10 protein-coding genes are annotated in these 13276 nt (G+C 68.4%); all 10 read right to left on the bottom strand.

The genetic code is table 11. The features are described from left to right. Positions 1-22: 22 nt before the first annotated feature. The 10 genes from MNR00_RS15320 to MNR00_RS15365 all read right to left on the bottom strand — a co-directional run bounded on the left by MNR00_RS15320 (position 23) and on the right by MNR00_RS15365 (position 13255). Positions 23-766 carry a FadR/GntR family transcriptional regulator gene (locus tag MNR00_RS15320; RefSeq protein ID WP_241926771.1) on the bottom strand — a complete coding sequence of 248 codons (744 nt, stop codon included), beginning with the start codon at positions 764-766 and terminating at the stop codon, positions 23-25. Positions 767-858: 92 nt separating this feature from the next. Further along, positions 859-3999 carry a right-handed parallel beta-helix repeat-containing protein gene (locus tag MNR00_RS15325; RefSeq protein ID WP_241926772.1) on the bottom strand — a complete coding sequence of 1047 codons (3141 nt, stop codon included), beginning with the start codon at positions 3997-3999 and terminating at the stop codon, positions 859-861. 137 nt (positions 4000-4136) lie between these two features. Next, positions 4137-5651, bottom strand: coding sequence for an aldehyde dehydrogenase (NADP(+)) (locus MNR00_RS15330; RefSeq protein WP_241926773.1), 1515 nt, complete (start codon positions 5649-5651; stop codon positions 4137-4139). Further along, complete coding sequence (locus MNR00_RS15335) at positions 5648-6838, bottom strand: fumarylacetoacetate hydrolase family protein (RefSeq protein ID WP_241926774.1); 1191 nt, start codon at positions 6836-6838, stop codon at positions 5648-5650. Before MNR00_RS15335 ends, MNR00_RS15330 begins: the two co-directional genes overlap by 4 nt. A 93-nt stretch (positions 6839-6931) precedes the next feature. Beyond that, positions 6932-7714, bottom strand: a complete 783-nt coding sequence (locus tag MNR00_RS15340; RefSeq protein ID WP_241926775.1) for an enoyl-CoA hydratase/isomerase family protein — start codon at positions 7712-7714, stop codon at positions 6932-6934. Continuing rightward, positions 7711-8844, bottom strand: coding sequence for a hypothetical protein (locus MNR00_RS15345; protein WP_241926776.1), 1134 nt, complete (start codon positions 8842-8844; stop codon positions 7711-7713). The genes MNR00_RS15340 and MNR00_RS15345 overlap by 4 nt, the downstream gene beginning before the upstream one ends. After that, positions 8841-10070 (bottom strand): CoA transferase, encoded by a 1230-nt coding sequence (locus MNR00_RS15350; RefSeq protein ID WP_241926777.1) that lies wholly within the window; start codon positions 10068-10070, stop codon positions 8841-8843. The genes MNR00_RS15345 and MNR00_RS15350 overlap by 4 nt, the downstream gene beginning before the upstream one ends. 10 nt (positions 10071-10080) lie before the next feature. Further along, positions 10081-11142: a Gfo/Idh/MocA family oxidoreductase gene (locus tag MNR00_RS15355; protein WP_241926778.1), complete on the bottom strand. Its 1062-nt coding sequence runs from the start codon at positions 11140-11142 to the stop codon at positions 10081-10083. Continuing rightward, entirely contained in the window at positions 11139-12101 is a 963-nt protein-coding gene (locus MNR00_RS15360; protein ID WP_241926779.1) for an MBL fold metallo-hydrolase, read from the bottom strand. The genes MNR00_RS15355 and MNR00_RS15360 overlap by 4 nt, the downstream gene beginning before the upstream one ends. Continuing rightward, on the bottom strand, positions 12101-13255 hold the full coding sequence (locus MNR00_RS15365; protein ID WP_241926780.1) for a mandelate racemase/muconate lactonizing enzyme family protein: 1155 nt from the start codon (positions 13253-13255) through the stop codon (positions 12101-12103). The genes MNR00_RS15360 and MNR00_RS15365 overlap by 1 nt, the downstream gene beginning before the upstream one ends. Positions 13256-13276 lie beyond the last annotated feature (21 nt).

The raw sequence follows: 13276 nt of genomic DNA on the forward strand, positions 1-13276 counted from the left end.
CGGTGCCCAGCCCGCAGCGCGCTCACTCCGCCTGACCGGCTGCTGGACGACGCCGACGCCAGGAGTCGTCGATGTGCGCCTTCATCGCCGACTTCGCGGTGTCCGCGTCATGCTCGGCGATGGCGTCGAGCACACGATCATGCTCGGCGACGGTCAGCTCGAACGCGTGCTCGGGATCGCGACCGTGAAAGCGGGCGCTGTCCAGCGCTCGGTCGAGCAGCGTCCCCGCGATGTTCTCGGCGAGGGCGTTGCCCGACATGCGCATGACGGCGGCGTGGAACTGCACGTCGGCGGCGCGGAACACCTCCGGATCATCAATGCTGTCGTGCATCCGCCCGGCGATCGCCCGCAGCTCCGCGACCTCTTCGTCGGTGGCGGCCGCCGCAGTCGCCGCGGCCATCACCGATTCGAGGGCGGACCGCACGGCGCTGAGCTCATCGAGCACGCGCAGATCGTCGTCGCGCTGGATCGAGATGGCCAGCACCAGAGGATCGAGCATGTTCCAGTCGGTGCGGGCGTTCACCTTGGTTCCTCGTCCCTGCGAGACCGAGAGCAGACCCTTCTCCTGAATGCGCTTGATGGCCTCGCGCACAACGGTTCGGCTGACGCCGAACTGCTGGCTGAGCATGCCCTCAGGCGGCAGCTGCTCACCGGGGCGCACCTCACCGCTCACGATCAGCTCGACGAGCTCGCGCAGCACGGTCGCGCCGATCCGCTCGATCGGCTCGCGTCGGGCGGACGGTGGGTGGACGACGTCGGATGCCATGGCCACGACTCTATAGGCAGGGACTGCAGACCGAGGTGGGCGGGGCTTTCACAGCCCCGCCCACCTGATGCGCGAACGCGACGCTCAGTGCGTCAGCCTCGCTTCCCCTCCTCGACCTTCACCGTGTGTGGTTCGCACGGCGCCATGCCCCCGGCGCCTTCGAGCTCGCAGGTGTAGGTGTAGTTGCCAGGGACCTTGCCGTCGACGTCGAAGTTCTGCTTCCAGGACTTCTTCTTCGGGTCGATCGACCGCTCGGCGATGAGGTCGCCGTTCTCGTACACACGCAGCGTGTCACCGCCGTGCGACGACTTCTGCGTCACCTGCAGCGTGAAGGTGCCACCGGCGTCCTTCTTCTTGCGGTCATCCGTCAGCGTCGGCGACTTCGGCTTCGGCGACGCCTTGTCCGCGGCCGCACGCAGCGTGGCGGTGATCGCGTCGATCTGCTGTTGCGTCGACGCGGTGCTCTCGCCGATCTCGACGGCTTCACCCAGGGCCTTCGCAAGTGCCTTGGCCACTGCCCCCGACGCTGCGGGTACGGCGCGCTCGGCCTGAGCGACCACGGTCCACAGCTCGGCTGTGTCACCTCGTGCAGTGCGACCGGCCTCGGCAGGGACGAGCTCGTTCCAGCGATCGACCCACTCCGCGCCGAACGTGGCCGCGACCAGTCCGTCCTGGGAGAAGGTCATGCGCTCGAGGTCGAAACCGGCGTCCTGCGTGGACGACGGCTCGACGACGTTGGTGTCGAGCTTGTCGTTGAAGCGTGCGATCGAGAACTGCTCTTCCGGGTTCGTGAAGTTCGCCACCGAGCCGACGTAGCGGTCTCCTCCGATGACCACCGACCGATCGAGCTCGATGTTGGCCGGCACGTAGAGCGAACCGGGGTCGCCCCACACCTCAGCGCGGCTGCAGCCGTTGGTCGCGTCGGTCGCGTAATTGCCTGCATCGCACAGCTCTCCGGTGGTCGCACGAGGGAAGTGCCAGGCGTCGATCTCGGGGAACACGACGGGCACACCATCTGTGTACTTCGTCTTGCCGTCGGTGTAGTACTGCTTCCACGCCGCCACGTTCTCGGCGGTGGCGGTGTACTTCTCGCCGGCGCGCACGTCGAGGAACGAGTTGAATCGACTCTCGACCACCCAGGAGTTCGACACCGGCAGCTTGTTCTCGCCCTTGCGCGGGTACAGCTGGTCGTGGCCCGTGCGGCCGACGTCGATGAAGACGTTGTCCTGGGCCTTGTTGCTGTGACCGGACTGGAAGTACACGCCGGAGTGCGCGTCCTTGATCACGTTGTGATGGAACCGCATGCCCGATGCGCCGTCATCCATGTAGAACGCGTCGTTGCTTCCGCCGATGCCGTCGAACAGGTTGTACGCGATCTCGTTGCCGAGGTACGTGTAGTCACGGCCGGTGTAGATGACACCCTGGTCGCCGGCGTTCTTCACGAGGTCGCGGAACACGTTGTGCGTGATCCGCATGTCATTGCCCATGATCTGCACGGCCATGTGCGGCGCGTCGTAGACCTCGTTGTTCTCGAACACGTTGCCGAAGCCGTAGAGGTAGCCGGCGGGCGTGTAGGTCGCCAGCTTCGAGAAGCGCGCGATCTCGTTGTGACGGGCGACGTTGTCTCCACGCCTGAGCGTGCTTCGGTCACCGCCGCCGAGCAGCACACCGCCACCGCCGAGATCGTGCAGGTAGGAGTTCTGCACGACGTTGCGCGCACCTCCGCGCAGGGTCTCGTAGTCGGGCAGCGCGGTGAGCGTCTCAGTGTTCTCGCCGATGCGCACGGCATCCATGCTGACGTTCGAGATCTCCACACCGTCGATGAGCGAGTCGTGCGCGTCGAGCAGCTGCACACCGCTCACCAGCGACTCCGACATCTTCAGGTCGCGAAGAGTCACGCCCGTCGTGCCTTCGAGGCGGAAGAAGTTGTCGTCGAACGCCGACAGCTTCGCGCCCTGCGCCAGGTCGGCATCGCTGGTCGGCAGGTAGTACATCACGTCGTTGCCGTTGTAGCGGTCGATGTAGTACTCCCCCGGTGCGTCGAGCTCCGAGAGGATGTTCTTCGCCTTGACCTTGGTCCAGGCGTCCTGCGGGATGTACATCGATGCGTACTTCGTGTACATCGTGGTGTCCTGCCACGACAGGATGCGCACCATGTCGGCCGCGTAGTTGTTGCCGAGATAACCCGAGAGCCAGCCCTCGGTCTCGTAACGGGTGTTGTCGATGTCGGCGATCCAGTCGGGGTCGGCGTGCACTGGCACGTCGGTGTACTCGTCGAAGCCGCGCTCTCCGCTGTCGCTGACCGCCGGCACGCCTTCGGGCGCCCAGCTGCGGTAGCGGTTGTCCTCGGTGAGTCGTCCGCCGACCTGGAAGTTCGACGGCGTCATCGTGGTCAGCTTCTCCTGAGGCCACGTGTCGACGTCGTCTCGGGTCTGCTTCTTGTCCTCGAACTGCGCACGCGGGGTGGTGCCGCTGCGCTCCCAGTGGTCCTGCAGGCCGAAGCGCTCATTGACGTCGGGCTGGAGCAGGTCGTCCGGTGCGTCGACCTTCCACTTGGCACCCGAGCCCCACAGGTGGCACTCCGTCTCGATCGTCGTGCAGTCCTCGCCGTTCGGGTACTCGGCCAGCGTCTGCACCGAGCCCGCCACGGTGAGTTCGGGCGCGAATGGCTGCTGCTGCCAATTGAAGCCGTTCTTGTAGAGCGTGCCGGCCTGGATGCCGGCCGCCCCCAGGTCGAACACCCAGACGTCACCGCTCACCTGATCGGGCAGGCGCGAGTGCGAGGAGTACGACGGATCAGCGAGCTGCTCGGTCGTGAGGTCTGCGAGCTTCTGCCAGCCATCAGCCGGCAGCGCGTGGGCACCGGTGACGCGGACGTCTTCGCCTCGGTACGCCGCGTAGGTCACCCAGGAGTCCTCGTCACCCTCGAGCGTCACGGCCTCGTCGAGCACATACTCACCACCGCGGATCCACACCGTGCCGCGCTGCTTCGCATTGGTGCGGCCGGCAAGGGCATCCCTCGCAGCGGCGATCGTCGCCAGCGGCTCGCTCTTCGTGCCGCTGGCCGCATCGTCGCCGTCCGGCGAGACGTAGACCGTGAGTTCCGCCGGAGCAGACGGCGCGGCCGCCGCGGGAAGCGCGATGCCACCTGCCGCGATCATGGTCAGCGCGGTGAGCGCACTGCCTGCGAGCACGGCGCTGCGCGCCACCCGCCTGGTCGGGGTACTTCTCATCGTTGAGCCTCCGTATCTTCAGCACCCCTCCGTCGGGGTGCATCATAACTACTCTGACGTCATACAAGTTAGAGGAAAACGTTTACCAATGCAAGAGGTGGAGGAGGCCATGCGGCCGCCTCCACCTCTGGGGAGCGTCAGTGCTGCGCGAGCTGCAGCACGCCGTCCACTCGGCGCGGTGCGTCGCACGGCCCGTCGCGGAGCTCGGCCGGCAGCAGCGATTCCGGCGCATCCTGCCAAGCCAGCGGGCGCAGGAACCGGCGGATCGCCGTGACCCCGACCGAGGTGTGCTGCGTGTTCGTCGCCGGCCACGGGCCGCCGTGGTGCATGCCCCACGAGACGCGGACACCGGTCGGATAGCCGTTGTAGACGATGCGACCCACGCGGTCGACGACCGCCGCGGTCAGCGCAGCACGCACGCCGTCTTCATGGGGCTCCGCGTGGATTGTCGCAGTCAGCGAATCGGGCACCGCATCCAGCGCCTGTCGCACGTCGTCGACCGTGTCGTATCGCACGAGCACGACCAGCGGACCGAAGGCCTCCTCAGTCACCTCAGCCGTGACGTCGCGTGCCGCGATCTCCAGGACGGCGGGTGTGAGCGCGTAGCCCGCTTCACCCGCGGCGGGCTCGACCAGGCTCCGCGCGCCGCCGTGCGCGATCAGCCGCGCCCGGATCTCATCGAACGAGGTGCGGATGCGGGCGTTCAGCAGGGTCTGCGCCGCTGCCCCCTCTGCTCGGGAGACGATATCCGCGACCAGAGCATCCCCGGCATCGCCGTTCGGCACGAACGCCAGGCCCGGCTTCGTGCACAGCTGACCGGCCGAGCCGCTGACCGAGGCGAACAGCCCTTCCCCGATCGCCAGAGTCCTGGCATCCGCAGCGCCTGCAGTGATCACCAGCGGATTCAGGCTGGCCAGTTCGCCGTAGAACGGAATCGGCGAAGGGCGCTCGTCGATGATCCGCTGCAGGATGCGGCCGGTGTGCAGCGACCCGGTGAATCCCACTGCCGCGATCTGCGCGTCCGCGACGAGCACTGCCCCTGCCTTCTGGCCGAAGACCATCCCGAATGTCCCGCCCGGGGCGCCGTAGGACGCCGCCGCACGGGTGAGCGCTGCGAACGAGCGCTGCGAGGTGAGCAGGTGAGAGCTGTGCGCCTTGATGACGACGGGGTTGCCCGCGGCGAGAGCGGATGCTGTGTCGCCGCCGACGACCGAGAACGCGAACGGGAAGTTGCTCGAGCCGAACACGGCGATCGGGCCGATCGGCACCAACATCCGCCGCACGTCGGGACCAGGCCCCAGCGGGGTGTCACCGGCGTGATCGATGATCGCCTCGAGGTAGCCGCCCTCATCGACAGCATCCGCGAAGAGACGGAACTGGAACGCACTGCGGCTCAGCTCGCCGTTCAGACGTGCTTCGGCCAGCCCCGTCTCGGCGAGCGCGGCCGCGACGAGTTCATCGCGATCGGCCTCAAGGCCATCGGCCAGGGCGCGCAGCAGTCCTGCCCGCCACGCACGGGGATGGGCGCGCAGCGCGGCGAAGGCCTCTGCGGCGCGACCGGCGATCGCGGCGACCTCTTCGGGCGTCGTGGCGCTGATGCCGGTGTCGGTCTGCGCGCCGGTGCGGGGGTCGGTGGTGAGCAGGGCGGTCATTCGCTGTCCTTTCCGAGCAGGCCGCGGACGGCGAGGTTGCGCATGAGCGCGGCGATCCCGAAGTCCCATGCCGGCAGCTCCTCGCTGTGACGCACCCGGTTGACCAGGGCGCCGAGGTGGGGAGAGGAGATGCGCACGACATCGCCGAGGTGGTGAGTGAATCCGCGTCCGGCTTCGTCACGGTCGTCGATCGGGGCGAACATCGTGCCGAGATACAGCACGAAGCCGTCCGGGTAGGCGTGGTGGGCACCGGCAGCCTGTTCGGCCAGGTCAGCGGGGTCCCGGCTGATCTGCTCCATGTGCGAGCGCGCGGCCATCACGAAACCGTCCTCGCCGGTGACCTGCAGCTCGACGGTCTCGCCGCGCACGTCCTCGAGCGAGAAGCCGTCGTCGAAGAGGCGGATGAAGGGCCCGACCGCGGCCGAGGCGTTGTTGTCCTTCGCCCGGCCGAGAAGCAGCGCTGAGCGACCCTCGATGTCACGCAGGTTCACGTCGTTGCCGAGGGTGGCGCCGACGATCGCTCCGGTCGAGGTGACGACCAGCACGATCTCGGGCTCGGGGTTGTTCCACTTCGACTCGGACAGCACGCCGACATCGCTGCCGCCGCCGATGGTCGCCAGCACCGGGGCCTTGGTGAAGATCTCGGCGTCCGGGCCGATGCCGACCTCGAGGTACTGACTCCACAGGCCTGCTTCGATGAGCACCTGCTTGAGCCTGGCAGCCTCGCTCGATCCAGGGACGAGGTCGCGCACATCGCCACCGAGTGCGTCGAGGATGGTGGCGCGGATGCCGTCGGCGTTCTCCGCCTCGCCGCGGGCACGCTCCTCGATGATGCGCTCGAGCATGGAGACCGGGAACGTCACACCTGATGCCTTCACGACCTGCAGGTCGATGGGCGAGAGCAGCCACGGCTGTCGCGGGTCGCGACCGTCGGGTGCCGTGTTCGCCCAGACGTCCTCGAGCGCACCGATCGGCGCACCTCCGGCTGCACGCACGGCGGCCGCCGGGTCCGCGGACTCGGTGAGGTCGCGCATGGTCGCGAAGGCTGCGGAGATGTCGTGCAGGATGCCGTCGCGGAGCGCGACGACCGCCGGGCCCTGTGGCAGCTGCACACGCCCGACCAGGAGCGCCTCAGCGGCATCGGCGGGAAGGATGCCCGTTGCGGCGCCGGTCCAGTTCTCGGTCATGGTTCTCCTCTTGTGGTCAGTGCAGGTCTTTTGTGGTCAGTCGCAGTTCTGCGCGTTCAATGGCAGTCTGCGGGTCGTGCGTTCGAGTGCGGGTCAGCGGCCGCGGAAGGTCGCCGGCCGCTTCTCTGCGAAAGCCGCGCGCCCTTCGGCGGCGTCGTCGGTGGCGAAGGTGATGCCCTGCATCTCTCGCTCGTACGCGATGGCCTGATCCTGCGGCAGATTCCATGCGGCACGAAGGTTCGCCTTGGCGGTCTCGGCGGCGATCGGCGGCCGCGATGCGATGATCGCCGCCAGTTCCTGTGCTCGGGCGAGCAGCTGATCGGCTGCGACGACTTCGCTGACCAGGCCCCAGGCCTGCGCCTTCGCGGCGTCGATGGGATCGCCGGTCATGAGCATCAGCGCGGCGTTGCTCGCACCGATGGAGTTGGCCAGCAGCACCGACATCCCTCCTCCGCCGATCCAGCCCAGCTTGACCTCGGGGGCCGCGAAGCTCGCGGTGTCGGCGGCAAGACGGATGTCGCAGGTCAGCGACGCCTCGAGGCCACCGCCGAAGGCGTACCCGTTGATCGCGGCGATCACGGGCTTGCGCAGTTCGCGCAGCGCATCGCAGTAATCCCGGCGGTTGCGGAACTGCCACGGCGTCTCGTACTGATCGAGTGTGGAGATGTCACTGCCGGCGCTGAATGCTCGGCCGGTGCCGGTGTAGACCACCGCACGGATGCCCTGGTCGTCGTTCAGCGCGCGCACGATGCGCACCAGCGCATCACTCATCTCCTGGGTGACGGCGTTGAGCTTGTCCGGACGATTGAGGCGCACGGTGGCGACGTGCCCCTCGGTCTCGACGACGATGAGCTCGGTGTCGGATGCGATGGTCATGCGGATTCCTCACGGGCGGATGCGGACGGGAAAGGGCGTTCGGCCAGCGCGGCGAACCGGTCCTCGATCTCGCTGAGGGCGCTCTCGGGGGTGCGTGCGCCGGCGACGGCGGCTCGGACGATCGATGAGGCGACGGATTGGAACGGGATGTAGCCGGCCACCCGTGGCCGCACCCAGGCGGACTCCATCGTGGCGAGGGTGCCGGAGTAGAAGCCGTGGGCCGCAGCATCCACCGCGGATTCCGTCCAGGCCGAGCGCAGGCCGGGCTGGCCGTCGTGCTGTGGGATGAAGCCGCGCTGCGCCTCGTCCGACATCAGCCCGCGGATGTGCGCCAACAGCGCAGGCGATGGCTCACTGCGACGGGTCACTGCGATGCCGGTGCCGCCGACCGTCGAGCCGATCACCCCGTCGTGCGAGGGGGCGTCCGCGAACGCGAGCACGGGCGAGCTGTAGTTCACATAGCCGTAGATGAGCGGGATGCAGCCGATGTCGCCTCGATCGCGCATGCGATCGAGCAGTCCGATCGGGTTCAGATCGGCCGCGCCTGCAGGGGCGTTGGCCGACAGTCGCGTGAGCATGTCGAGCGCGTGCAGCGCGATGTCGGCAGCGAACAGTCCGTCACTCCCACCGGGATCGTCGCCGAAGGAGACGGCGATCGCGCACAGCGAGACAAAGGCGTGCGGGCCGGCGAGGCTGGTCGCGACCAGGCCGCGCTCGGCCAGCGCCAGGGCGTGATCCCACGTGGCCGGAGCTTCGGCCACGAGGTCGCGGCGGCGCGCACAGACCTGGGTCGCGGCGTCGAGCGGCAGCGCCCACAGCCGATCGTCCATGCGGTACGACGCGATGCTGGGGCCGACAGCAGCGGTGGACCAATCGTCGATCTGCGCGGCGTCGAAGAGGGTGTCAAGAGGGCGGATGCTGTCGGTCGCCAGTGCATCGCCGAGGTGCGGGTGATCGAGCACGAGCAGGTCGTACTGCGTGGCGAGTTCATCGATCGGAGCGGATTCGAAGCCCTCCAGTGACTGCACCTCCCAGCGCAGGGTGTCGCCATGACCGATGTCACCGGATGCCGCCTGCAGGGCGTTTCGCCCTCGAGGGTGGTCCCACGTGAGGCCGAGGAACTCCGTCACGCCGGCACCGCTGCGCCGGTCTGCGCCACCGCGCCCGAGTTGAGAAGCTGCTGGATCCGCTCCGAGTCGACACCGAGCTCCGCGAGGATCTCGCCGGTGTGCTCGCCGACGAGCGGCGCTCCGCGGTCGATGCGGGCCGGCGTCTTCGCGAAGCGGTATGGGAAGCCGGGTGTCTTGACCCGTCCCTCGGTGGGGTGGTCGTACTCGACGAAGGTGCCGTTGTGGATGATCTGCGGGTCGTTGACGAGGTCTTCGTAGCCGTAGACAGGACCGACCCACATTCCGGCCGGCAGCAGCGTGTCGAGCCAGTGCTGCGTGCTGTCCTCGCGCAGGTGCCGCGCGACCGTCGCGTACAGCTCGTCGCGGTGCGTCCAGCCGTGCACCTCGGCGTCCATGCCGATGAAGGTCGGCTCGTCGAGCACCTCGCCGAGCTTCTCGAGGTCGGCGAACCCGAGTGCGAGATAGCCGTCGGTGGTGGCGAAGACGCCGTACGGCGCACGGATGTAGACGTGCGCATTGGGCTCGGTGCCGCGGCGCTGAGGCACGCCGCCGACCGTGTAGACGCTGAGCTCCTGCATCTGCAGGGTGGTGAGCGCATCGAGCATGTTCACCGTCACGAGCTGGCCTTCGCCGGTGCGCTCACGGTGCAGCAGCGCCGCGAGCACGCCCTCGAAAGCGGTCGACGCTGTCACGGCGTCCGCGAGGTACTGACCGGCCGGCGTCGGCGGTTCGCCCTCGCGACCGGCCGACAGCATCGCACCGCTCATCGCCTGCAGGATGAGGTCCTGACCAGGGCGGTCCTTGTAGGGTCCGTCCTCGCCGTAGCCGGACATCGAGACGTAGACCAGCGACGGGTTCAGCGCCGACAGCGTCTCGTAGTCGAGACCGAGGCGCGCGGCGACACCGGGCCGGTAGTTCTGCAGGAAGACATCCGCCCCGGCGATCAGCTCGCGCACGACCTCGCGCCCGGCATCCGACTTCAGGTCGACCGCCAGCGAGCGCTTGTTGCGGTTCAGGGAGAGGAACGAGACGTTGATCTCGTTGCCGGCGGCGGCCGCGCCGCCTGCCGAGGCGAATCGCTGCCATTCGCCGGCCGTCGGCTCGACCTTGATGACGTCGGCGCCCAGGTCACCGAGGCGCTGCGCGGCGAAGGGTCCTGCCATCGCGATCGAGCAGTCGATGACGCGGTAGCCCTCGAGGATGCCCCGGGTGGATGAGTCGGACATGATCTGCCTTTCAGACGGAGGTGTCGGCGCCGCCCGCTGCGGATGAGCGCAGCAGCGCATCGATGAGTTCGACGGAGCGCGCGGCGACCGTCACATCGGAGTTGTTCTCAACGCTCGCGCCGGTGATGAGGTCGATGAAGCGAGCCGGAGGCACCAGGCACTCGTAGTCGCCCTCATCGGCGGCGATGCGCACTTCTTCGCGTCGACCGTCGTAGCGGCTCAGCGACACGCGCTCCCGCTCGACGTCGATCATCAGCACGCCCTCGGTGCCGAACAGGCGGATATCCACCTGATACTTGTCGCCGTCTGCGAGGGTCGCTGCGCCCGACAGTGCTCCGAGCGCCCCGTTCTCGAAGCGGATGACACCTGCGTCGAAGAGGTCGACGGGCGCTCCGGCGGTGATGACGCGGCCGGCCACCGAGGTGGCGCGCAGTCCGGTCAGCCAGAACAGCAGGGCCGAGGAATGGGTGATCTGCCCGTGCGCATAGCCGCCGCCGTGCTCGGGGCTCGACCACGTCGTGGGATCGGGGGCCGTGTCGGAGTTCCACCGCTCGAGCATGTGCGTCGGGTCGGTGCCGAAGAGGCCGCGCGTGGGAGAGGCCATGTGGCACAGGGCGTACTGGATGTCGCCGATGTCGCCGGCTTCCAGCATCCGCTTCGCAGTGACGGTGAACGGCTTGTAGTTCCAGCCGTACGGCACGAGGAACACGGTTCCGGCCTGCTCCGCCCTCGCAGCGAGGTCCCACGCCTCGTCGGCATGCAGCGTCATGGGCTTCTCGCACAGCACGTGCAGCCCGCGCTCGAGCGCCTGAGCTGCCAGCGGGTGGTGCAGGTCGTGCGGCGTGGAGATCACGACGGCGTCGATGTCGGCATCCAGCAGCTCGGTGGCGTCCTCTGTCGCGAATCCGAAGCCGAACTTCTCGCGCACCGCTTCGAGCCCAGGCCCCTTGCCGCAGACGCCGACGAGTTCGACGTCGTCGCGCGCGGCGAACAGCGGGAAGTGGTTACTGGTGGCCCACCAGCCCGCGCCGATGGCGCCGAGCCGGACGGGACGGTCGGTGATCGTGCTCATGCGGTCCATCTCCAGGTGCGGATTCCGTCGCGATCGCCCTCGGCCACGCGCCCCTGCGCGGCAAGTCGCTCGAGGTTGCCGGTCATCGGGAAGATGAGGTACTCGGCGGCGGCCTCCGGCCATGGCCCGAGATCCTTCGCGGCACGGTGGATGAGCTCCAGCGAGGTGAGCTCTTCCCCGTCGGCGGTGAGCACCGCGGCGATGACCTGGTCGATGCGCTCTGTGTAGGCGAGTGAGACATCGAGGAAGTCGTTCACGCCGTCGCGCTCGTAAACGGGGTAGTGAGCCGTGAGCAGCAGGTCGGCGTCATGCGCGCGCAGACGTCGGATGCTGTCCACATAGGCCGCGGTGTCGCGGTAGGTCGGCGGGAAGGCCGCTCGGCCGTCGGCCGTCGGAACGGTCTCCCCGAGAACGGCATCAGAGATGAGCAGAGTGCGATTGCCGGAGTCCCACAGCGCGAGATGCCCGGGGGAATGGCCTGGCACCGACAGCACTTCGATGGTGCGGTCTCCGAGATCGAAGATCTCACCCCCGTCGAGGGCCCTGTCGACGCCGACGAGCCCGGTCGACGCCCGCACCTCGGCGGTGGTCTCGGCAGGATCATCGAAGTGATCGCGGGCGGCGAATTCGCCGTAGCGACCCGAGATCAGCAGCTCGACGTCCTCGGTCATCGGCACATCGGCACGCCCGGCGAGGAACTCCGCCTGCGGCGCCACGGATTTGAGCGCCGCGTTGCCGCCGGTGTGGTCGAAGTCGCAGTGCGAGCTGATGACCCACCGCAGCCGTGCCGGATCGAACCCGATCTCGTCGAGGTAGGGCAGCAGCGTGCCGGTGACCGAGTCGGTGACGCCGGTGTCGAACAGCAGCGCGCCCTCAGGACCTGTGAGCAGGTACATGGCGATGAAGCGCTCGCCCAGCGGGGCCTGGATGCGGTGGATGCCGCGTCGGATCTCGGTCATCATTCCGCCCACGTGCCGTTGTCGACGAGCCGAAGACCGGCGCGCGGCGAGCGCACGTGCGGCCCTGCGGGCTGCTGCCAGTCATCTGCCTCGCAGGCCGTCCTGATGGCTGCCTCGTCGACCTCGATGCCCGCGCCCGGTCGGTCGCCGAGCACGATGCCGCCGTCGGCGAACTCCTGGTCGAGCGAGAGGCCGAAGGGCGCCCCGAAGTCCTGCACCTCCGCCGAGAGGTGGTTGGGCACGGCCGCGGCCGCCGCTGTCACGGTGTGATTGGCCGTGAGTCCGACGGGGCTGACGGGCAGGTCGCGGCCGTGTGCGGTGACCGCCACGCGCAGGAAGTGCGTGATGCCCCAGACCGCTCCGGCCTGCACGATGTCGGCACCGCCGGCGTCGAGCAGAGGGCGGAACTGCTCGAGGCCCGTCAGGTTCTCGCCGGTGGCGACGGATGCCCGGATCGCCGCGCTCAGTCGTGCATGCCCGACGGCATCCCATCGGCGCAGCGGCTCTTCGATCCAGGTGAGGTCGATGTGCTGCTCGAGCGCCGAGATGTAACGCACCGCCTGCTTGAGGTTCCACGACTCGTTGACATCGAGCATGAGCGCGGGCGCCGCCGTGTTGGCCGAGAGCAGGTCGCCGACGATGCCGAAGCGGCGCAGGTCGGCATCGAGGTTCCGGCCGCCCTTGAGCTTGGCCGAGGTGAAGCCGCGATCGGCGTAGGCGGCGTAGAGCTCGGCGAGCTGATCATCAGTCAGCGCGGCATCCAGCCCCGAGGCGTAGCCGGGGACGAAGCGGTCCCCTGCCCCGAGAAGACGCCAGAGCGGCTCTCCTGCGATCTTGGCCTTGAGATCCCAGAGCGCGGTGTCGAATGCCCCAACGCCGCCGAAGGTCGCGCCGCCGTGCGACGACTTGAACACGCGAGCGATCATGGCGTCGTACAGCGTGGATACGGCCCGCGGGTCCTGGCCCTCGAGCGCAGGGAAGAGTCGGTCGAGGTCCGCATGCGAACCCATGCCGACGCCTTCGACGCCCTCATCGGTCTCGAGGATGACCAGGGGGACGTTCGTGACGCCCGAGGCGATGTAGCCGTTGACATCGCCGACCGGCCGACGCCAGTCGTGCACGGTGTGCAGGGTGCGGTACCCGGTGATCTTCATGTCGCCCTTGAGTGTGTGAGA

Origin of the sequence: Microbacterium sp. H1-D42 (genome assembly GCF_022637555.1) — a bacterium.
Lineage (GTDB): Bacteria > Actinomycetota > Actinomycetes > Actinomycetales > Microbacteriaceae > Microbacterium.